The organism is Nocardia sp. NBC_00416 (assembly GCF_036032445.1).
Taxonomy (GTDB): Bacteria; Actinomycetota; Actinomycetes; order Mycobacteriales; family Mycobacteriaceae; genus Nocardia.
The window spans coordinates 3,197,151-3,218,923 of the sequence record NZ_CP107932.1 but is presented as its reverse complement, the minus strand read 5'-3'; the positions used below and the strand labels follow the sequence as shown (position 1 = coordinate 3,218,923).

Sequence of the window (21,773 nt, the reverse complement as noted above, 5' to 3'; positions counted from 1 at the left end):
CACCGGGTCACCGCGGCAGCTGAGCGCGGGGACCCGGCTACGCCGGAGCAGTTCAGAGGTTGCTGACCGCGCCCTCTGCCGCGTCGGCCCATTCCCGCCACTGCTGGGCCTGCGCGAGGGCTTTCTCGGCGTCGCGGGTCTTGCCCGCGGCATCGGCCTTGGCGGCCTGTTCCTCGAACTGGGCGACCCGCTCCCGGAATTGCGCCGCCCGGGCCAGCGCCTCCGGATCGGTGCGCCGCCATTGGGCGTCGGCCGCCTGTCGCACCCGCTTCTCGAGCGCGCGCAGTTTGCTCTCCAGATCGTGCATGCGCTCGCGCGGGACCTTGCCGATGGCATCCCAGCGTTCCTGCAGGTCACGCAACGCCGCTCGAGCGCCCTCCAGATCCGCGTCCGGGTCGATACCCGGTTCGTAGCTGCTGAGCAGTTCTTCTTTGGCGACCGCGTTATCGGCGAATTCGGCATCCCGTTCGGAGGCCGCCGAGTTGCGTGCGGCGAAGAACACATCCTGGGCGCTCTTGAATCGCCGCCACAGGGCCTCGTCGGCTTCCCGGGGCGCCCGGCCGGCGTTCTTCCACTCGACCAGCAGCTCCCGGAAGACCGCGGCGGTGGCCGGCCAGTCGGTGGAAGCGGACAGTTCCTCGGCCTGGACGCACAATTCTTCCTTGCGGACCTTGGCGGCCGCCCGTTCCCGGTCGAGTTCGGCGAAATGAGCGCCGCGACGGCGGTTGAACGCCTCGCGCGCCTTCGAGTAACGGCGCCACAGGGCGTCGTCGACCTTGCGATCGACCCCGCGGATGGTTTTCCACTCGTCGAGAATTTCGCGCAATCGGTCGCCGGCGGCCTTCCACTGGGTGGATTCGCCGGCGATCTGCTCGGCCTCGGCGGCGAGCGCTTCCTTGCGTTCGGTGTGCTCGTGCCGGGTGCGTTCCTTCTCCTCTTTGGCGTGCGCGGCCGCCTCGTCGGAGTGTTCGGCGATGGCGTCGAGCCGGGCCGACAAACCCTCGATATCGCCGATCACCGCCGCCGTGGGCAGCGTTTCGGCCAGGGCGAGTGCGGCGGCCTTCGTCTTGCGGGCGTCGGTTCCGGCGGCGAGCCGGGCCTCGAGCAGCGCGACCTCGGTGGCCAGGTCGTCGAACCGGCGGCCGAAATGCTCCAGCCCCTCGGCGGCGTTACCGGCCTGCCAGGAGCCGACGACGCGTTCGCCCTCGGAGGTTTTGACCCAGGCGGTGCCGTCCTCGTCGACGCGGCCCCAGCGGCTGGGGTCGGTGGCGGTCGGCACGACCACCGGGTGCGGATGTTCGGTGGCCGCCCCGGCGGATTTCATCGCGGCCGGAGTGGGGTGGGACTCGCCGGGTTTGGGACGGCTACGGGGCTTGGGAGCGGTGGACGGTCGACCGGGGTTGCCCGGGCCGGGTTTGGCGGTTCCGTTGCTGTGGGTCATTGCTCCTCGTCCCTGCCGCGCGTCACGGCTGCCTGGTTTACGCGCTGCGCATTCTGGCTATGCTCTGCTCATTCTGGCTACGCCCGCTCATTCTGGCTACGTCTGCCCGTGTCGGCTGTACCGAGGTCGACGTATCGTGCGTTTCGTTCGTGTCGCCGAACGCTCTTCCCATTCAACCCGGAAGCACTCCGGGCAACCACACCGGCATCTCGCCGGACCTGCGGATCCGGACCTGTAATACCTGGTCCGGATACTTCGCACCCTAGCAATTGGCACCGGGTTTCCGGGAGAGACACTCGTACCGCGCTCGGTGCGCGCGGGCCCCGGGCGCACCGACCGTGTCCCTGGTCGGTGGGCACGGGCTACGGTTGACTGCGTGTTCTGTCTTGCGGCTCTGATCCCCTCGCCGCCCGTCCTGGTCCCCGATTTGTGCGGCGGGGCGGCGGGTGCCGGTATGGGTCCCGTCCCCGATCCGGCGGAGGTCCCGGGCGCGGTGGCGACACCGGAGGCGGCGCTGAACCGGCTACGGGCGGCCGTGCTCGGTGTGGGGGCGGCGCTGGCGGAGGCGACGCCGCACTGGACCGTGCTGGGTGTGGGGCCCGCCGAGGCGACCTACGACGCCGACACGGTCGGCACTTTCCGCGGCTTCGGCGTCGATGTGCGCGTGGCGCTGGGCGGGCCGAGTGCGGACGTATCGGCCGCGCCCGACGCGGACCTGCCGCTGGCGGTGCTCATCGCGGCCTGGCTGCGCGGGGCGGTGGCGCCGCACGCGGCCGCGACGGCGCGGATGGTCGCGGCCGACGCGTCGATGCCGCGTTGCGCCGAGATCGGCGCGAAACTCCGGGCCGAACTCGACGCCGCGGACGAACCACAGGGTGTACTGGTCGTCGCCGACGGCGCGGCGACCCTGTCGACCGCGTCGCCCGGCTATTTCGACCCGCGAGCGGCCCAGGTGCAGACCGAGCTCGACCGGGCGGCGAGCGCTGGTGATCGGTCCGCGCTGCTGGCCCTGGATCCTGCCCTGTGCGCTGATCTCATGGTGTCGGGCCGGGCGGCGTACCAGGCGTTGGCGGGGCTGTTCGCGGCAGATTCCGAACCACCGGCGGCGTCCGAGCGCTATCGGGACGCGCCGTTCGGTGTCGGCTGTTTCGCCGGGTTGTGGCGGCCCGGCGGGCACCGGTGACGGGGCTCGTGCGGCCGGTCGCGGTGGTCGGGCCGACCGCCACCGGTAAATCGGACCTGGCCCTCGAACTGGCCGGCCGGCTCGATGGTGAGATCGTGAACATCGACGCGATGCAGCTGTATCGGGGTATGGACATAGGCACCGCAAAACTGCCACCGGAGCAGCGGCGCGGGATCCCGCACCATCAGCTCGACGTCCTCGATGTCACCGAAACGGCGACAGTCGCGGCATATCAGTCGGCCGCGTCCACCGATATCGAGGCGATCTCGTCGCGCGGGCGTACTCCGGTCGTGGTCGGGGGATCGATGATGTACGTCCAGGCACTGCTCGACCAGTGGGAATTCCCGGCCACCGACCCGGTCGTCCGGGCGAAATGGGAACTATTGCTGGCCGAGCGGGGGACGTCCGCCGTACACGAGGCCCTGCAGCGAGCCGATTCTGCCGCCGCCGCGACCATCCTGCCCACCGACGGCCGGCGGATGGTGCGCGCGCTCGAGGTCGTCGAACTCACCGGACGGCCGTTCGCCGCGTCCGCGCCGGTTATCGGGGAACCCCGGTGGGGAACGCGGATCCTCGGGGTCGACCGCGATACCGCGGAACTGGACGAGCGGATCGCGCGGCGTACCGCGGCGATGTTCGAGCAGGGTCTCGTCGACGAGGTGCGCGGATTGGCCGACCAGGGACTGCGAGCGGGGCAGACCGCGCGCCGGGCCATCGGCTACGCGCAGGTGCTGGCGTTTCTGGACGGTGAGTACGACCTGGACGAGGCGCGCGAGCGCACCTTCATCGGGACCCGTCGCTATGTCCGGCGGCAGCGCTCGTGGTTCCGGCGCGATCCCCGCGTCCGGTGGGTCGACGGCGCCGACCCGGCCGCTGCCGAGACCGCTCTGTCGCTGCTGGCAGACTGGGCCGGGCGAGAATCGACCGGGCCCGCATCCAGCGGGCCCGATCCACTGACCAAGGAGCGAACCCGGTCGTGACCCGGCAGATCCACCGGCGAAACGCCGCCGTCCAGGTGTGGACGGCCTATCTGGACAACCGTGCCAAGCGCAACCGCGACGCCCGCTTTCTCGTGCACGGAGTCCGGCCGATCACACAGGCCCTCGCGCAGGACTGGCCGTTGGAGACGCTGCTGTACCGGCTGGGTGATCCGGGGCTGTCCGCTTGGGCGCGGGAAGTCCTGGATACTGCTGCGGTTCCGGCTGTCGGGCTGGCGCCCGAGCTGATGGCGGAGCTGGGGGAGAAAACCGGTGCGCCGCCTGAACTGGTGGCCGTCGCGGAATACGCGGGCGGTGAGCTGGCGGACGGTGAACTCGGCGATCCCGGGGAGTCGCCGGTGGTCGTCGTCTTCGACCGGCCCAATTCGCCGGGCAACCTCGGGACGCTGATCCGTTCCGCGGACGCCTTCGGGGCGTCGGCCGTGGTGGTCTCGGGGCACGGTGCCGACCAGTACGACCCGCGCTGCGTCCGTGCCTCCACCGGGTCGCTGTTCTCCGTGCCGGTCTTTCGGGTGTCGGGTCCGGCGGAAGTATTGGAATTCCGGGACCGGCAGGTTCGCCGAGGTGTGCCCACCCGGATCGTCGGCACCGACGAACACGGCGATCGGGCGATCTTCGACGATGATCTGGTCGACGCCACGATCCTGGTGGTCGGTAACGAGACCAGTGGAATGAGCGCGGCCTGGCTCGCGGCCTGCGACCATACGGTCACCATCCCGATGGGCGGCAGTGCCAGCTCGCTCGGGGCGCCCTCGGCCGCGGCGGTGGCGCTGTACGAAATTTCCCGGCAGCGCCGGACGTTTGCCCGATGAGAACTCCGGACGAGGAGAACCGACCCGACGTGGAGAAGAGCCCCGACGTGCCCAGCACCAGGACCGAGACCGCAATCGAGTTCACCAAGGGCCACGGCACCCAGAACGATTTCGTGGTGCTGCCCGACCCCGAGGTGCGGCTCGAGTTGACCGTGGACCGGGTCACGGCGTTGTGCGACCGGCACCGCGGTTTGGGCGCCGACGGCGTGCTGCGGGTGGCGCGGGCCGGGCAGTTGCTCGCGGCCGGTGTGCTCGCCGACTACCCCGAGGGTGTCGGCCCGGACGACTGGTTCATGGACTATCGCAACGCCGACGGGTCGATCGCGGAGATGTGCGGGAACGGTGTGCGGGTTTTCGCCCACTATCTGGTTTCTCGGGGGCTGGTCGGTGAACAGCGGTTCGTAGTGGGCAGCCGGGCGGGCGCCCGCCCGGTCGTCGTACACGCCGCGGGTGCTGTCACCGGGGAGGTGACTGTCGATATGGGCCGGGTGCGGGTGCTCGGTGAGTCGACGGCCACGATCGCCGGCTGGGGATACAAGGGTTTGGGCGTCGATGTCGGCAACCCGCATCTGGCCTGCGTCGACCCAGGTCTCTCGGCTGCCGCGCTGGCCGAACTCGATCTCACGGCGCCGCCCGGATACGACCCGGACATGTTCCCGCGCGGGGTGAACGTCGAGATCCTGACGGGGTTGGACACCGACGGTGCGGTGGATATGCGCGTGTACGAACGCGGTGTCGGCGAGACTCGCTCGTGTGGCACCGGAACCGTCGCCGCGGCGGCCGCGGCGCTGGTCGCGGATGGTTTCGATCTCGCGAACGGGACCGGCGAGGTCGGTGTCCGGGTGCCGGGCGGACAGGTCCGTGTCGGGGTGGACGGCGGCGCGGCCTGGTTGCGCGGGCCCTCCGAACTGGTCGCGACCGGTCGTCTGGCCGCGGACTGGTGGGACGCCCGCTAACGGTCTCGCCGGGAAATTCACATGCGCCGACCAGCGCATCGGTGGCAGCATGGATGGTGTATGAGAAATTCTGACATTTCCGGGACCACGGATCGGTCCCCTGAATCGTTCGACGCAGAATCGATGGACGCGGAGCAGATGGACGCGGAACATGTCGAGACCGTCGACGATATCGACGCGGGTGCCGAGAGCCGGGGTGCGTACGGATTCGCATCGGGCGCCCGCAGGTCCGGTTGGTCGGCCGATCCGACCACCGGCGAACTCCAACTGGACGAACGCACCGCGCTACGCCGTATCGCGGGCCTTTCCACCGAGCTCACCGATATCACCGAGGTCGAATACCGCCAGCTGCGTCTCGAACGGGTCGTACTGGTCGGTGTGTGGACCGAGGGCAGTGTGGCGCGTGCCGAGGCGAGTATGGCCGAACTGGCCCGCCTCGCCGAAACCGCCGGTTCCGAGGTGCTAGAGGCGCTCATCCAACGCCGCGAGCGACCCGATCCGGCGACCTATATCGGTTCGGGCAAAGCCGAGGAACTGCGCGCGGTGGTGCTGTCCACCGGCGCGGATACGGTGATCTGCGACGGTGAGCTCACGCCGGCCCAGCTGACCGCGCTGGAGAAGGTCGTCAAGGTCAAGGTCGTCGACCGGACGGCGCTGATCCTGGATATCTTCGCCCAGCACGCCACCTCGCGTGAGGGCAAGGCGCAGGTCGCGCTCGCCCAGATGGAGTACATGCTGCCGCGGCTGCGTGGCTGGGGTGAGTCGATGTCGCGGCAGGCGGGTGGTCGTGCCGGTAGCAACGGTGGCGTGGGCCTGCGCGGTCCGGGTGAGACCAAGATCGAAACCGACCGGCGCCGGATCCGTGAGCGGATGGCCAAACTGCGTCGCGAGATCCGTGAGATGAAAACCGCCCGCGATACGAAACGCGCGCGCCGCACTTCCAGCGGTGTGCCGTCGGTGGCGATCGTCGGCTACACCAACGCCGGTAAATCGAGTCTGATGAATGCGCTCACCGGCTCCGGAGTCCTCGTTCAGGATGCGTTGTTCGCCACCCTGGATCCGACTACCCGGCGTACGCAGCTCGAGGACGGCCGCGAAGTGGTGTTCACCGATACCGTCGGTTTCGTCCGGCATCTGCCGACCCAGCTCGTCGAGGCATTCCGTTCTACGCTCGAGGAGGTCACCGGCGCCGATCTACTGCTGCACGTGGTGGACGGTTCCGATGCGTTGCCCACCGAGCAGATCAAGGCGGTCCGTGAGGTGATCACCGATGTGGTGCGGGAGTCCGGCCGGGCCGCGCCACCGGAACTGCTGGTGGTCAACAAGATCGACGAGATCGATCCGGTGGGGCTGACCCGGTTGCGCGCACTGCTGCCGGGCGCCGAATTCGTCTCCGCCCACAAGGATCTCGGTATCGAGCGCTTGCGTAGCCGGCTCGACGAGGTGCTGGGCGGGCTGGATGTGGAAGTGAGCGTGCTACTTCCGTACACTCGTGGCGATCTGCTGGCCAGAATCCACGCCGACGGTCGGATTTCGCGTTCCGAGCACACCGAGAACGGGACCCGGGTCCAGGCGCGAGTGCCGAGTTCGCTGGCAGCGGCGCTTTCCGCCTACGCCCATGCGGGGGCGGTCGAGGCGTAGCCGTTACGAGCGGAAGTCGCCCCGGCTAAGACTGGTCGCAAAAGTGTGGGACTTCGCATAAAGGTCTGTGATATCCGCCCGTGTCGATTCACAATCGGAATGAATCGACTTCAGGAGGGTTGTATGTCACAAAATGGCCGCCGCCCTATCGGCGGTGACGAACGACAGCGCAGCGCGCTGCTGGACCGGGCCGGGCTGAGCGACGGGGCGCCGGTATCGGTCGATCTCGGCGCGATCGACCTGCGTGTCCTCGAGGCGGCTCTGGCGCCGCTGCGGGCCTGGAGCAGTCCCCGGTTCCTCGGGCTGGAGAACATTCCCGCCGACGGGCCGGTGCTGCTGGTCGCCAACCACAATTTGCTGGGCTTGATCGACGCGCCGCTGCTGCTGCCCGAGGTGCTGCGCACTCGTGGCCGGCTGATCCGCGGTCTCGCCGAGAACCTGCTGATCGCTGTTCCAGGGGTGCGGCATCTCCTGCACTACTACGGTTCGGTGCGCGGGACCCGGGACAACTGCCGGACTTTGCTCGAACGCGGGGAAGCGGTCCTCGTCTTTCCCGGCGGGGGCCGTGAGGCGATCCGCCGGAAGGGGGAGAAGTACGCGCTGCGCTGGGAGGGTCGCACCGGCTTCGCGCGGATGGCGATCGAATGCGGTGCGCCGATCGTGCCCGTGGCGATGATCGGTATCGACGACGCATACGACATCGTCGCCGACAAGGACGACCTGATGCTGCGCCCGCTGCGCGCACTCGTGGAGGCGCTCGGTATCCACACCGAACTCACCCCGCCGCTGGTGCGCGGCGTGGGGCTCACGCCGTTGCCGCGCCCCGAGCGGTTCTATTTCGCGGCCGGTGCGCCGATCGATCCGGGCCCGTGGCGTGACGCCGCCGATCTCGATGAGGCCGCCGATCAGCTCTCGCGGATGGTGCGCAAGGCCCTGCGCGAAGAGATCCTCTACTTGCTGCATCACCGGACCGGGGATCGTGGCCGGACGCTCGGCGGCCGGCTTCGTGAACTGCTGCCCGTCTGAGCGCTCCGGTTCTCAGCGCTCCGGTTCCCGTGGCCTCCGGTGAATGGCACGGTGGCGCAGATGTGGGACCTCGCACCTGAACACCAGCTGATTTCGACAGCGAAGTGAACAACGATTCGCGCTCCGGGTACGGTGGATCACAGCGACGGGCCGGTGCGGTCCCGTCGGGAGTGTTCACTAGGAGGTTGGTGTGGAGCGCACACTGTTCGAGCCCGAGCACGAGCTGTTCCGGGAGTCGTACCGCAAGTTTCTCGAGATACATGTGGCGCCGTTCCACGACCAGTGGGCGGAACAGGGCGTAGTGGACCGTGCCGTCTGGCTGGAGGCCGGTAAACAGGGCTTCCTGGGGATGGCGATGCCGGAGGAATACGGCGGCGGCGGTGTGCGGGATTTCCGCTACAACGCGATCCTCACCGAGGAATCGGTCCGCGGTCAGTACTCCGGGCTCGGGTTCGGGCTGCACAACGATGTCATCGCGCCGTACCTGCTGGAGCTGGCCAACGATGAGCAGAAGCAGCGGTGGCTGCCCAAGTTCTGTTCCGGCGAGCTCATCACCGCCATCGCGATGACCGAACCGGGTACCGGTTCGGATCTGCAGGGCATCAAGACCCGTGCGGTGCGCGACGGTGACGACTGGGTGCTCAACGGCGCCAAGACCTTCATCACCAACGGCATCAACTCCGATATCGTCATCGTGGTCGCCCAGACCGACCCCGAGGCGGGCGCGCTCGGCTTCAGCCTGCTGGTGGTCGAACGCGGTATGGCGGGCTTCGAACGCGGCCGGAACCTGGACAAGCTGGGCCTGAAGGCGCAGGACACCGCCGAGCTCAGTTTCACCGATGTCCGGGTGCCCGCCGCCAACCTGCTCGGCGAAGAGGGCAAGGGCTTCATCCACCTGATGCAGAACCTGCCGCAGGAGCGCTTGTCGATCGCTGTCATGGCGGCCGCGGCCATGGACACCTGCCTGGATTACACCTGTCAGTACGTCCGGGATCGCAAGGCATTCGGCAAACCGATCGGCGCCCTGCAGAACACCCGGTTCGTCCTCGCCGAACTCGCCACCAAGGCCACTGCGGTGCGGGTGCTGGTAGACCGCTGTATCACCGAGCTCAATGCGGGCACCCTGTCCGCCGAGGACGCGGCGATGGCCAAGTGGTGGAGTACCGAAGAGCAGGTCGAGTTGATCGATCGCTGCCTGCAGTTGCACGGTGGCTACGGCTACATGCGTGAATACCCGATCGCCCAGGCGTATCTGGACGCGCGGGTGCAGACGATCTACGGCGGCACCACCGAGATCATGAAAGAGATCATCGGGCGCAGCCTGAAACTGTCCTGATCGCACGGTCGGGTTCGCGGCACCGACACCATGCATGGGGCGGGTCTCCCGGTTGTCCGGGGGTCCGCCCCTTTTCGCGTCTTCGGGCCGCTCTCCCAATAGGGGGTTCCGGTAGTAACCGCCGAAAATCGGGCGGATATGGCGTAGCTGCCGGCGAGGCATCCCGCGTCCACGACCAGGGGAGCAGGTCCGCGTCGCGTCCGACGTCTATGCCTACGGGTCGCCACTATGATCGGCCCATGCCGCTCGCGTTCTGGGCCTGCGCCGCCACGCACCTGACCTCCGACACATCAACCAATAACGATGGCAGCCAAGCCAACCAGCATCCGGCCATCACCGCAGGCCGAACCCGCGATTGAGCCGCGGCCCGCTATCGCTACGGCATATCCGTTGGTTTTTCGGCGGTTGCTACCGGAATCCCAATAGGTACATGTCAATTATTTTGTACCAAATTTGGGCAAGTCGATCCGACCGGACCCGGCGCCGTGTTACGACAAGGTGGTTCTGTTCGCCCTGTCAGGAGACATCCCGTGATCGTCGGATCTCGCTTCTTTCCTCCGTCCGGCTTCGCACGCATTCGCCGGGCGGCAGCCCTGTTCGCAGCGGTGTGCGGGGTGGTGTGCGGGGTGGCGGCGCCGGGCCTCGCGCAGGCCGCGCCGCAACTGCCGGTGCCGCTCGGCGCCGCAGCCACCCGCTCCGCCCTCGCCTCCTACGGCGATGTGGTCTCGTCGCCGCCCGGCGCCAACGACTGGGAGTGCCGGCCCGCCGCGGCGCATCCCGAACCCGTGGTTCTGCTACACGGTTACACCGCAGGTCAGGCCGGTAATTGGCAGACCCTTGCTCCGCTGCTGGCCAATAACGGGTACTGCGTGTTCTCGCTGACCTACGGTCTGGGCGCGGCGCCCGGCCCGGCGACACCGGGCGGCGCCGAGATCCGGGTCTCGGCGCAGCGTGATGTCGCGCCGTTCGTGGACCGCGTACTCGAGGCCACCGGCGCGCGGCAGGTGAACCTGGTCGGGCATTCGATGGGAACGGTGGTCGCGCGCTACTACACCAAGTTCCTCGGCGGCGCGGGCAAAGTCGCCGAATCGGTCAACATCACACCCCTCAACAACGGCACCGATGTCCTGGGCACAGCGACCATGACCGATCTCGCCGCCGAACTCGGTGTCGCCGAACTGGTGGACCGTGTTTCGCTGGAGCTGGGTTCGACGCCGGGGGGAAATGATCTGGTGCGGGGATCGGACCTCATGAACGAACTCAACTCCGGCGTCGCCTACGAACCGACTGTCGACTACACCTTCATCACGACCCGCTACGACGAACTCGTGGTCCCCTTCACCAGCGGCCTGGGTCCGGTCGCACCGAATGTCACCAATATCGTCGTGCAGGACCGGTGCCCGGACGCGTTGTTCGAGCATTTCACCGCGGCCTCCGATCCGGTGGTCGCGCAATACGTGCTCGCCGCGCTGGATCCGGCAGCGGGTACATCGATCGACTGCGCCGGTCGGCCGCGTAACAGCTGAGCTCCCGCCGATCTCGATTCCTGTCACCCGTGCGCATTACTCTCGGGCGCATGGGATTGGCTGTGGCAACACATATTTACGCGGAAGCACTGCAGGACAACGACCCCGAGGAACTCGACGAGGTTCGCAACGATCTCCGCGCGCTCAACGAACTGCTGGCCGGCGAAGGGCTGCCGATCCATGACGAACCGACAGCCGTCGGGTCGGCGACCTCGCGGTCCCTGCTCGGCAGTGTCCCCTACAGCTTCGTGCACTACCTGCGGCGTGCCTACGCGCGGGCTCACGAATATCCCGATCAACCGTTGGCGCCCGTGGCCGAAGGCGAGGATCCGGCCGACGACTCAGCTGTCGACGCCCTGACCTACATGTTCGAGTCCCATCTGCTCTGCCATTCGGACTGTGAGGGCTACTACGTGCCGGTCGAGTTCGACGAAGTTCTCTATCCGGACGACGAACTCGGTCTTCCCGGAACCATGGTCGGATCGAGCACGGGCTTGCTGCGCGAACTCGTTTATGTGGCAACGTATCTCGGCATCACGCTGGTCGACGGCGAGCTACCCGATTCCGAAATCGAGCGACTGCACCGGGAGCACGCCGCCGCCGAGCATCCGCTGTACCGCGAACGGGAGACGTGGTTGCTCTTCTACGAGGCGGCCCGGGTCTCGGTGGCCAACAGCACCGTCATCACCTTCTGCTGAGGGCCCGTGCTGCGCGGGCCGACCCCGCGGCGATCCGCCGCTGCCCGGAATCAGGATCCGGTCGCCCGGGGCCCGGGGCCGGTGATCAGCGGGAGATCCAGAGTCGTGCGAATACCCGGCGCGGCCGCCACCACCGCGGGAACCGCGTTCACGACCCGCATGGCCGTGGCCACCAACCCCGCATGGTTGTGGTCGCCGTTATCGCTGGACAGGCAGAGATCCATGGCGTAGTTCGGTTCACCGGTGACCTCGACCCGATAGGAGCCGCCCTCCTGCGCAGGTTGCGGCCAGCCGGGAGCCAGATCGGCCCGCAGCCGGGTGATGTGTTCCAGCACCGTCACCACCCGGTCGCCGACCATTCCGCGGACCTCGAAGCGCATGGCCGCCGTGGTCCCGGCCGCGACCGGACCCGCGGCGATCTCGAAATCCTCCGCTGCGGGGAGCCGCTCATGGGTCTCGGTGACCGCGTCCAGTTCGACGCCCAGTCCGGCCGCCAACTGGCGCACCACACTGCCCCAGGCCAGGGACAGCACCCCGGGTTGCAGCAGCATGGGTGTCTCGTCCAGTGACTTGCCGAAGCCCATGATGTCGAACATCACCGCGGCATTGTCGTAGGTCGCGTAGTCGAGTATCTCCATACAGCGGATCTGATCGACGCGCCGGCAGGTACCGGCGAGGGCGAGCGGCAGCAGATCGTTGGCGAATCCGGGATCGATACCGTTGACGAACAGTGAGGCCCCGCCCGCCGCGGCGGCCTCCTCGATCGGAGCGAGCATGGATTCGGGCAGCACCTGCCACGGGTACTGCAGGAAAACGGGGGCGCTGGCGGCGATATTGATTCCGGCGGCCAGTATGGTCCGTAGCTCCTCGAGCGCCTCGACCAGGCGGTTGTCGGTCATCGCGGTGTACACCACGCAGTCCGGTGCCAGGGCGAGCAGGGCAGCCGAATCGGTGGTGGCCACCACGCCGGTGCGCAGCTCGAGTCCGGCCAGTTCACCGGCGTCGCGGCCCTCCTTCGCGCTGCTGGACACCTTCACGCCGACCAGTTCGAGCCGAGGGTCGTCGATGATTCCGGCCAGGGCGTGGGTGCCGACATTTCCGGTGCCCCAGTGCACTACGCGACAGGTCACGGGATTCTCCTCACAGATCGGGGATCGGGATATCGAGATTCGGGGCGATCAGACCACCGTCGGTCTCGATCACCTTCCCGGTCAGGTAGCCGCCGGCCGGGGAGGCCAGGAACAGAGCGGTGGCCGCGATATCGGCCGGATCGCCGATCCGGCGCAGCGGTGTCGCCCGTTCCAGGGCACCGCGCAGGTTCTCGTCGGTCGCGACGATCTCGAGAGCGGAGGTCGCGATGGACCCCGGCGCGATGGCGTTCACCCGGATCCGTGGGCACAGGTCCATGGCGGCCAGTCGGGTGTAGTGCGCGAGCGCCGCCTTGGCGGTGCCGTAAGCGGCGAATGCCCGGCCCGGCAACCGGCCCATGGTCGAGGTGACATTGATGATCGAACCGCCGGCGGCGGTCTCCAGCATGATCGGGACGGCCGCCCTGACCAAGGCGTGGGCGTTGGCGACATTGAAGTCGAACGCCCTGGTCAGCGCATCGGGAGTGGTGTCCAGCAATGGTGTGGGCATCGCCCCGCCGACATTGTTCACGACGATGTCGAGCCGGCCGAATTCCGCCGCCGCGGTCTGCGCGAGTGCGGCGCAGGACTGTGGGTCGGCGAGATCGGCGGTGACGATATGGGCCCGGCGGCCTGCCGCGCGCACCTGTTCGGCGACGGTGGTCAGATCGGATTCGGTGCGGGCGGCGATCACGACGTCGGCCCCCGCCTCGGCGAAACCGAGGGCGATCGCCGCACCGAGCCCGCGTCCCGCGCCGGTCACGATGGCGACCCGGTCGTCGAGACGGAACCGGTCCAGAATCATGGATTCTCCTGACGTACGCTGGTGACGAATAGTCGACGTTCAGTTAACGAATAGTCGATGCAGTGTAGATCCCGGGTCACCGGGCGACAAGGGAGCAGCGGGAGATGGCGACTGCCGGGTCCCCGCCGACACGCCGCGTGGTGTCGGTGGTCGAACTACTCGCGGAATCCGATCGGGCGCTCACCGTTTCGGAGATCGTCGAACACCTGTCGCTGGCCCGGGCGACGGTGACCGCGGTTCTCAACGAATTGTGCGCGGCCCAGTGGGTGATCCGTGACGCGAGCCTGGCCTACCGGCGCGGGCCGGCCCTGGCCCGGTTGTCGGCCGCCGAACCCGCGTCGGCTGTCGCGGTCGGCGCCGAATTGGCGGCCCTGGCCGACGCCGCCGGGTGCGGGGCCACCCTGAGCCGGATCGCCGACGATCGCCTCACGATCGTCGCCAAACAGTACGCGGGCGACCGGATCGTTCCAGGCTTGTCGGTGGGGCAATCGATCCCGGTCGTCTATCCGGCCGGTGCGTCGGTGATGCCGTGGCGGGCACCCGCGGAACGGGAACGCTGGCTGGGTACGGCCGGTGCGCGCTCGGGACCGAGGGAACTGCTCGACTTCGTCACGGCGCACGGTTTCGCGATGTTCCGCCCGGAGGCCGATGACGCGGGACTCGTCGATGTACTCGCCGAACTGCTCGGCGCTCTCGGAGCCGAACTACTGCAACCCGCGCTCCGGGCCAAGGTATTACGCCAGCTGGGGCGGTTGACTGCCCGGGCGTATACCGAGACCGATGTAGGAACCCGGACCCCCTTGCCGCTCAGCTATGTGTCCGCGCCGGTGTTCTGCGGTGACCAGGTGCCCTTCGAGGTCCAATTGGGGCCGCTGCGTGCGGCGGCGGGCCCGGAGGACAGGTGGCGCTATATCGAGGTCATTCGCGCGGGAGCCCAGGCGATCTCGGTGGCGTTGCAGGCGGGGCCGTGAGCAGCGCCGCCACGGTGTCGGCGGTCCACCGGCCGTCGGCGCCCGGACGACTGGCGAGATAGACGGCTGTCTCACCGATCGACCACTGATGGGCCGCGCGCAGACCCGTCGCGATATGGCGGAGATAGGCCGTGGCCGGGGAGTTACCGCCGATATCGCGCCAGCGCCACGCGGCGGTGCAGGTCACGATCGGCAGGCCCGCGTATGTGCCGGGGCAGACAAGGGTTTCGTAGCGGCCCGGACCGAGCCGGGAGCGGCCGGTGCGCACGGCTTCGGTGAGGTCGAGATCGATTCCCGCCGGGCGGTACATCTCCTGGGCGGCGATATCGCTGAACTGCCCCCGGGTGAGCAGATAGGCGTGGACCGGCGTCTCGGCGGGAGCGGCCGGATCATAGAAGGCGCGGCCGCCGGTCCAGATCGCCGATTCCGTGGCGAAGTACAGCAACCCGGGAAGCACGAGACCTATCGAGTACGCCGGTGGTGTGCGATCGCGGCAGCCGCGTCGGCCGGATGCGGCTGCCCGCGGCGAGGTGGGCGCCGCGCGCGCGGCGCCGGACGGGCCGGTCCCGGTGAGATAGCAGGTCAGGCGGGCCGGGTTCGCATTGGATCCGTAGGCCGCGTACCAGACCAGATCCGGCGTCGCCGGCCTGTCGAGCGCGGCCCGCGGACGTGCGGTCGCGAAGTCGTGGAATCCCATCCGATCACCTCGATTCCGCCGCCGGGAAGCCGCGCGGCCGGACCGCACGGCTACTCGCGCATTCCTGTGCGCGGGCGCGCGGTTCAGATCTTGCGGATTACGGTGACGACTTTGCCGAGGATGCGCGCGTCATTGCCCGGGATCGGCTCGAAGTGCGGATTGTGCGGCATCAGCCAGACATCCTTACCGCTGCGTTTGAACGTTTTGACGGTCGCCTCGCCGTCGAGCATGGCCGCGACGATATCGCCGTTGTCGGCGACGTTCTGCTGCCGGACGACCACCCAGTCGCCATCGCAGATGGCCGCGTCGACCATGGATTCACCGACCACCTTCAGCAGGAACAGCGAACCCTCACCGACCAGTTCGCGGGGCAGCGGGAAAACATCCTCCACCGCCTGTTCGGCCAGGATCGGGCCACCGGCCGCGATACGCCCGAGCACCGGCACATAGGTAGGAATCGGCTGATCGGTGCCGTCGGCGGCCACCGCGGGCTGCCGGGCGTCGGCGGGAGTCAGGGTGGTCACCGACCGGACGGCCTCGTCCATGCCGCGCACATCCACGGCGCGTGGGCGATTGGGGTCGCGGCGCAGATACCCCTTGCGTTCCAGGGTGCGCAACTGGTGCGCGACGGAGGAGGTCGAGTTCAGGCCCACCGCGTCCCCGATCTCGCGAATGCTGGGCGGATAGCCGCGCAGGCTCACCGAGGAGCGGATGACCTCGAGCACCTTGCGCTGACGCGCGGTGAGATCCACCCCGGTTGTCGCCGGTACGGTGCCGGGGCCGGGCCCGGCACCCGTGTCATCTGTCTGGCTCACCACAACCGCCCTTTCTCGTCGGTCTCCGGCCCGGTGTCCGCCGTTCCGGCAGACGGCCCGGACCGGCTGTGCCCGAAGTTTGATGTCGCAGTGAATCTAGTCCGCGCTATCCGATCTATCAAACATCTGTTCGAGGTATGTCCGGTGTCGCTACTGACATTATCCCTCTCGCGTGGTAAAAATCGAACATCAGTTCGTCGAACATTTGATCGAATGCCGCACTTGGTTCCGCGAGCGACCAGCATGGAGGTCTATCCGATGAACACCACCATCACCAGCGTGTCCGGCCCCGGCATGTGGGAAGACGCCGCCGCCCGGGCTCTTCCTGTTCCGATCCCGCCGGGGGAGACCGGAACAGAAGTCCCGGCCGACGGCGGGTTGCCGGCGCCGGACACCCGGCGCGATCACCCGCCCCGCCCCTGTTCCGCGCTGCCGCGGCGGGGCAGGGCGGACGGTCACCGCTTGGTCGGCCGGGCGCCCGCTTCCGTTCCGCGGCGCGGTCCCGCCGTCCGTCCATTGCCCCGGCCACCGGTCCCCGGCGATCTGGTCGAGCGAGCTCGCGCCGGTTATGCCGCGACCGCGCTGACCGCCGTGATCACCGCGATGGTGGTGGTCGCCTTCCTCGCGCTGGCACATCTGCGGGCTCCGGACCCGGCGCCCCAGCCGATTCCGTCGCCGCTGCCCGCCGCGGCGGTGCCCGATCCGGCTGCCGATACGCCCGGATCCCGATAGCGTGGCGGCGGCGCGCGCATCCGGATCCGGGGTGAGGGGAACCATCGCACACCCCGTGCCGGTATCCTCGATGTGTTATGCATACGGTCCGGTGCCCGCCACCGGCCCACCCGCTACCGGGAACCCACCCGGTACCCGCGCTCGCCGGATCTGCGACCGGCGCCGGTTCGGCCGCGAGCGTCCGCAGCGACGAAGGACCCCGGATGCACTGCCCGTACTGCCGACACCCCGACTCCCGGGTCGTCGACTCGCGACTGGCCGACGAGGGCGCCGCCATTCGCCGCAGACGGGCGTGCCCGGAATGCAGCCGCCGGTTCACCACGGTGGAGACGGCGATCCTGTCAGTGGTCAAACGCAGCGGTGTCACCGAGCCGTTCAGCCGGGAGAAGGTCATCCGCGGGGTGCGTCGTGCCTGCCAGGGGCGCGAGGTCGACGACGACGCGCTGAACCTGCTCGCGCAGCAGGTGGAGGACGCGGTACGGGCCAAGGGGGCGCCGGAAGTGCCGAGTCATGAGGTCGGGCTGGCGATTCTCGGGCCGCTACGCGAACTGGACGAGGTGGCGTATCTGCGTTTCGCCTCGGTCTATCGATCCTTCACTTCCGCCGAGGATTTCGAACGCGAGATCCGGGATATGCGGGCGGCCCGCGAGGCGGTCGTCGCGGGAGACTGATACCGCACGGATCCGCGCGGCGGCCGCGACCGCGAGATGCGGACGCGCGTTACCGGGGAGACCGGTGCGCCGCGGGTCAGCGGCGGACGGCCGCGATCGCCTTCTGGATCCGTTTCGCCGACACCGGATACGGAGTGCCCAGCTTCTGGGCGAACAGACTCACCCGCAATTCCTGGATCATCCACCAGATCTCGCTGACCTCGGGCGCACGCCGCCGAGCTTCCGGCAGCCGCGCGAGCAGCTGATCGTAGGCGGCCAGTGCGGTATCGACCTCCGCCATGGCCTGCCTGTCCCGGACCGCCGAACCGGGCAATGCGGCGAGCCGGACACCGGCCGCACGTAGATACCGGGGCAGTTCGCGGAGCCGGACCGGTCCCCATTCGGAGACGAAGCCGTCGAACAGCAGATCCGCCAGTTGTTCCCGCACATCCTCGGCGATATCGGTCTCCCGGACCCCGTCCAGCGCCGTCGAGACCTGATGCGCTGTGGTGAGCACCGGGACGACCAACCTGATGATCCGGGTGACCACATCGTTGAGTTTCGGGCGCAGCGCGGAGAGCAGGCGGTCGAACTGCGCCGGGTCGCGTACCGGTCCGCCCGCGGCCCCGATGAGCTGGTCGGCCGCAGCGGCCCGGCAGTCCTCGACCAGCGCGTCCACCGAACCATAGGGATTCTGGCTGAGCACCAGCCGGTCGGCCGGCGACAGGCCGGCGGTCACGCCGCGCACCGAGGTGGGGATCGCGTTCAACACCAGTGCGCGGGTTCCGGCGCGCATCGCTCGTGCCTGCTCGGTGGGTGTCTTGAGCACTCGGACGGCGACCCCCTCGGCCTCCGGGACGAGAGCGGGGTATCCCGTGATGGTCTGGCCGCCGACCTCCCGGCGCACGGTCGAGTCCAGGGTGCCGAGGGATTCCGAGGTCCACACGGTGGCAGGCGCTCGTTCGGCGCCTGCCGTCGCGGCGGCCACCGAGGCCGACACCTGGTCGGCCAGCCGGGTGCGCAACTGTGCCAGGCTCTTGCTGGTGGCCAGCATCCGCCCGTCGGAGTCGGTGGCGGCGAAGGTCATCCGGAGATGTTCGGGAAGGGCGGCCGGATCCAGATCGCCGGGCGTGATCGGCGTGGCGGCGAGCCGGGTGAGTTCGCGGGCCAGCCCGGTGCGCAGCGGTTCGGCGCGCGGGGTGAGGGCGGCCAGCGCGGCGGTGGCGAAATCCGGTGCGGGGACGACGCTGCGGCGCAACTGTTTGGGCAGGGTTTTGATCAGTGCGGCGCCCAGTTCCGCACGCATACCGGGGACCAGCCAGTCGAACCCGACCGCCCGGACATGGGCCAGCTGGGCCACCGGGATGCGCACCGTGACCCCGTCGTCGGCCTGCCCCGGTTCGAACTGGTAGGTCAGCGGAAACGACAGCTCGCCCTGGCGCCAGACGTCCGGGAAGGCCGTGGGGTCCAGTCGATCCGCGCCTTCGTTGACCACGGTATCGGTGGTGAAATCGAGCTGATGGGGATCCTGGCGGGCGGCCGTTTTCCACCAGCTGTCGAAATGCCGGACCGAGACGATATCGGCCGGCACCCGGCGATCGTAGAACTCGAACAGAACCTCGTCGTCGACGAGGATATCGCGGCGCCGGGCCCGGTGCTCGAGGTCGGCGATATCGTCGAGCAGTGCGCGATTACGGTGGAAGAACTCGTGCCGGGTCTGCCATTCGCCCTGGACCAGGGCATGGCGCAAGAACAACTCCCGGGAGACCTCCGGGTCGATCCGGCCGTAGTCGACGGGTCTTCCGGTCACCAGTGGGACGCCGTAGAGGGTGACGCGCTCATAGGCGCGCGCGGCGCCGCGTTTCGACGACCAATGAGGTTCGGAGTAGATACGTTTCGCCAGATCGCCGGCGAGGTGCTCGGCCCATTCCGGTTCCACTCGGGCGGCGATCCGGCCCCACAGGCGTGAAGTCTCCACCAGTTCGGCCGCCATCACCCAGCGCGGCGGCTTCTTGGCCAGCGCCGACCCCGGAAAGACCATGAACTTCGCGTTGCGTGCGCCCAGGAACTCACGGGATTCGGCCTCGCGTACCCCGATATGCGACAGCATGCCCGACAGCAGCGCCTGATGGATGGCATTCGCGTCCCACGGATCGGTGTCCGGCGTCATCTCCTCGACCGGCCGTGGCCCGGGCGCCGCGGCGGCGCTCACGGCCCGTTCGGTGCCGGGCCGGTCCTGTTCCGGTTTCGCGCCGCCGCGCCGCCGACGGGACTCCGCGGGTCTCGCGGGCTGTGCGGCCGGCCCGGATTCGTCCCGCGCCGCCGAACCGGTCGTGACGCCGTGCAGCGACCAGCCCATTCCCTTGGTGATGGTGCGCAGCTGGCCGTAGAGATCCTGCCATTCCCGGATCCGCAGATAGTGCAGGAACTCCTCCCGGCACATCCGGCGGAACCGGTTGGCCGACAGCGTCCGGCGCTGCCCGGTGAGGTACTCCCACAACCGCAGGTAGGCCAGGAAATCGGAGTTCGGCACGAGGAAACGGGCGTGCTGCGCGTCGGCGGCCTGCTGGTGGTCGGCGGGCCGCTCCCGGACATCCTGGATGGACAACGCGGCCACGATCACCAGCACATCGGCCAGGCAGCCGGTGCGATGGGCCTCGACCAGCATTCGACCCATCCGTGGATCCACCGGAAGCCGCGCCATCTCCCGGCCCGTCGGCGTGAGTACAGGGCCGGAGGTGGACGGCCGGCCGGACCCACTGGAACGGACCGCCCCCGAAGCTCCCTGCTCCGCGGAATCCGCGCCGGAGTCGGCGGTTCCCGAATCCTGGTCCGCCGGCGTCGCACTCTCGGAGACGCGCTGCTCCGGCGCGCGGCGGGCCAGTGCGCCCAGTTCTTCGAGCAGGGCGACACCGTCGCGGACCGCGCGGTTGTCGGGGGCCTCGACGAAAGGGAATCGTTCGATCTCGCCGAGCCCGAGCGCGGTCATCTGCAGGATGACCGCGGCGAGATTGGTGCGCAATATCTCCGGATCGGTGAACACCGGCCGGGACTCGAAATCGTCCTCGGAGTACAGGCGGATACAGATACCGTCCGCGACGCGGCCGCAGCGGCCCGCCCGCTGCCGGGCCGAGGCCTGCGAGATCGATTCGATCGGCAGGCGCTGCACCTTCGTGCGCATCGAATAGCGTGAGATCCGAGCGGTCCCGGGGTCGACGACATACCGGATCCCGGGCACCGTCAGCGAGGTCTCGGCGACATTGGTGGCCAGCACGACCCGACGGCCGGTGTGCGCGGCGAACACCCGGTGCTGTTCGGCCGCCGACAGTCGCGCGTACAGCGGCAGGATCTCGGTACGCGACAGCTTCAGATCGTTGAGGGCATCGGCGGTATCGCGGATCTCCCGCTCACCGGACAGGAACACCAGGACATCCCCGTCGCCCTCGGCGAACAGTTCGGTCACCGCCGCGCAGATCGCATCGACCGGATCCCGGTCCACCGGCCGGTGTTCTTCCTCCTCGTCCTCCGCCGCCGGGGCGGGCAGGGCCAGCGGCCGGTACCGGACCTCCACCGGATACGACCGGCCCGAGACTTCCACGATCGGCGCCGGCGTGCCCGACGCGTCGGCGAAATGCCGCGCGAACAGCTCCGGATCGATGGTCGCCGAGGTGATGATGATCTTCAGATCCGGCCGTCGGGGCAGCAGCTGCTTCAGATAGCCGAGCAGGAAGTCGATATTGAGACTGCGCTCGTGGGCCTCGTCGATGATGATCGTGTCGTAGGCGCGCAGCAACCGGTCCCGCTGGATCTCCGCGAGGAGGATGCCATCGGTCATCAGCTTGACCAGGGTGTGTTCGGCGGCATGATCGGTGAACCGGACCGTGTAACCGATCGTGTCGCCCAGTTCGGTGTCCAACTCCGCGGCGATTCGTTCGGCGACGGTGCGCGCCGCGAGCCGCCGCGGCTGGGTGTGGCCGATCGCACCCCGGATGCCCCGGCCCAGCTCCAGACAGATCTTCGGAATCTGGGTGGTCTTGCCGGACCCGGTCTCGCCGGCCACGACCACCACCTGATGGGCGGCGATGGCTGCGGCGATATCGTCGCGGCGAGCGGTCACCGGCAGCTGTTCCGGATAGGTGATCACCGGTAGCGCGGCGTGACGGGCCGCGATCCGTGCTTCGGCGGCCGTGATCTCGGACTCGACTCGGGTGAGGTCGCCGCCGCGTACTCGATCCAGCTGCCGGTGCAGCCGGTGTTCGTCGCGGAGGGTGAGGGATGCCAACCGGTCGCGGAGCTCCCGGTGCGTGACTGCGGTCCTGGTCATTGCGTCGACCAGCCTATCCAAACCCGCCGCACAAC

Annotated in this window: 18 protein-coding genes; 12 read left to right on the top strand and 6 right to left on the bottom strand. The window is 68.8% G+C overall.

The window, feature by feature from the left end; all coding sequences use genetic code 11:
- Positions 1-52 precede the first annotated feature (52 nt).
- A complete protein-coding gene (locus OG804_RS13425; RefSeq protein ID WP_328397401.1) occupies positions 53-1,441 on the bottom strand; it encodes a DUF349 domain-containing protein in 1,389 nt (462 codons plus the stop codon).
- Between the two features lie 454 nt (positions 1,442-1,895).
- Here OG804_RS13425 and OG804_RS13420 point away from each other — a divergent pair, with 454 nt between their 5' ends.
- From OG804_RS13420 to OG804_RS13380, 9 genes are all read left to right on the top strand, one after another.
- Positions 1,896-2,624 carry a hypothetical protein gene (locus OG804_RS13420; RefSeq protein ID WP_442941818.1) on the top strand — a complete coding sequence of 243 codons (729 nt, stop codon included), beginning with the start codon at positions 1,896-1,898 and terminating at the stop codon, positions 2,622-2,624.
- Positions 2,621-3,604, top strand: coding sequence for a tRNA (adenosine(37)-N6)-dimethylallyltransferase MiaA (gene miaA / locus OG804_RS13415; RefSeq protein ID WP_328397397.1), 984 nt, complete (start codon positions 2,621-2,623; stop codon positions 3,602-3,604). The genes OG804_RS13420 and miaA overlap by 4 nt, the downstream gene beginning before the upstream one ends.
- On the top strand, positions 3,601-4,434 hold the full coding sequence (locus OG804_RS13410; RefSeq protein WP_328397395.1) for a TrmH family RNA methyltransferase: 834 nt from the start codon (positions 3,601-3,603) through the stop codon (positions 4,432-4,434). Before miaA ends, OG804_RS13410 begins: the two co-directional genes overlap by 4 nt.
- Positions 4,435-4,508: 74 nt before the next feature.
- A complete protein-coding gene (dapF, locus tag OG804_RS13405) occupies positions 4,509-5,390 on the top strand; it encodes a diaminopimelate epimerase (protein WP_328398372.1) in 882 nt (293 codons plus the stop codon).
- 60 nt (positions 5,391-5,450) lie between these two features.
- Positions 5,451-7,031, top strand: a complete 1,581-nt coding sequence (hflX, locus tag OG804_RS13400; RefSeq protein WP_328397393.1) for a GTPase HflX — start codon at positions 5,451-5,453, stop codon at positions 7,029-7,031.
- Between the two features lie 123 nt (positions 7,032-7,154).
- Positions 7,155-8,057 carry a lysophospholipid acyltransferase family protein gene (locus tag OG804_RS13395; protein WP_328397391.1) on the top strand — a complete coding sequence of 301 codons (903 nt, stop codon included), beginning with the start codon at positions 7,155-7,157 and terminating at the stop codon, positions 8,055-8,057.
- Between the two features lie 190 nt (positions 8,058-8,247).
- A complete protein-coding gene (locus OG804_RS13390; protein ID WP_328397389.1) occupies positions 8,248-9,393 on the top strand; it encodes an acyl-CoA dehydrogenase family protein in 1,146 nt (381 codons plus the stop codon).
- Between the two features lie 530 nt (positions 9,394-9,923).
- A complete protein-coding gene (locus tag OG804_RS13385) occupies positions 9,924-10,919 on the top strand; it encodes a lipase family alpha/beta hydrolase (RefSeq protein ID WP_328397387.1) in 996 nt (331 codons plus the stop codon).
- A 62-nt stretch (positions 10,920-10,981) separates the two neighbouring features.
- Positions 10,982-11,617, top strand: a complete 636-nt coding sequence (locus OG804_RS13380) for a hypothetical protein (protein WP_328397385.1) — start codon at positions 10,982-10,984, stop codon at positions 11,615-11,617.
- Between the two features lie 50 nt (positions 11,618-11,667).
- Here the strand turns inward: OG804_RS13380 and OG804_RS13375 are convergent, their stop codons facing one another.
- Together OG804_RS13375 and OG804_RS13370 are read right to left on the bottom strand one after the other, a co-directional pair.
- The gene (locus OG804_RS13375; protein ID WP_328397383.1) at positions 11,668-12,747 is read right to left on the bottom strand and encodes an NAD(P)H-dependent amine dehydrogenase family protein; all 1,080 of its coding nucleotides are present in this window, start codon (positions 12,745-12,747) and stop codon (positions 11,668-11,670) included.
- A gap of 10 nt (positions 12,748-12,757) precedes the next feature.
- The gene (locus OG804_RS13370) at positions 12,758-13,549 is read right to left on the bottom strand and encodes an SDR family oxidoreductase (RefSeq protein ID WP_328397381.1); all 792 of its coding nucleotides are present in this window, start codon (positions 13,547-13,549) and stop codon (positions 12,758-12,760) included.
- Positions 13,550-13,653: 104 nt separating this feature from the next.
- On the opposite strand from OG804_RS13370, the gene OG804_RS13365 reads away from it, so the two are divergent.
- Entirely contained in the window at positions 13,654-14,520 is an 867-nt protein-coding gene (locus tag OG804_RS13365; protein WP_328397379.1) for a helix-turn-helix domain-containing protein, read from the top strand.
- Here OG804_RS13365 and OG804_RS13360 read toward each other — a convergent pair.
- The gene (locus OG804_RS13360; protein WP_328397377.1) at positions 14,468-15,217 is read right to left on the bottom strand and encodes a histone deacetylase; all 750 of its coding nucleotides are present in this window, start codon (positions 15,215-15,217) and stop codon (positions 14,468-14,470) included. The genes OG804_RS13365 and OG804_RS13360 overlap by 53 nt on opposite strands.
- Before the next feature lie 83 nt (positions 15,218-15,300).
- Positions 15,301-16,032 carry a transcriptional repressor LexA gene (gene lexA / locus OG804_RS13355; protein ID WP_442941817.1) on the bottom strand — a complete coding sequence of 244 codons (732 nt, stop codon included), beginning with the start codon at positions 16,030-16,032 and terminating at the stop codon, positions 15,301-15,303.
- A 213-nt stretch (positions 16,033-16,245) separates the two neighbouring features.
- Between lexA and OG804_RS13350 the strand changes: the two genes are divergently transcribed.
- Both OG804_RS13350 and nrdR read left to right on the top strand, forming a co-directional pair.
- Positions 16,246-16,764, top strand: a complete 519-nt coding sequence (locus OG804_RS13350) for a hypothetical protein (protein WP_328397375.1) — start codon at positions 16,246-16,248, stop codon at positions 16,762-16,764.
- Positions 16,765-16,967: 203 nt separating this feature from the next.
- The gene (gene nrdR, locus OG804_RS13345) at positions 16,968-17,435 is read left to right on the top strand and encodes a transcriptional regulator NrdR (protein ID WP_328398368.1); all 468 of its coding nucleotides are present in this window, start codon (positions 16,968-16,970) and stop codon (positions 17,433-17,435) included.
- Positions 17,436-17,511: 76 nt separating this feature from the next.
- Here nrdR and hrpA read toward each other — a convergent pair whose 3' ends face one another.
- The gene (hrpA, locus tag OG804_RS13340) at positions 17,512-21,738 is read right to left on the bottom strand and encodes an ATP-dependent RNA helicase HrpA (RefSeq protein ID WP_328397373.1); all 4,227 of its coding nucleotides are present in this window, start codon (positions 21,736-21,738) and stop codon (positions 17,512-17,514) included.
- Between the last annotated feature and the right edge of the window lie 35 nt (positions 21,739-21,773).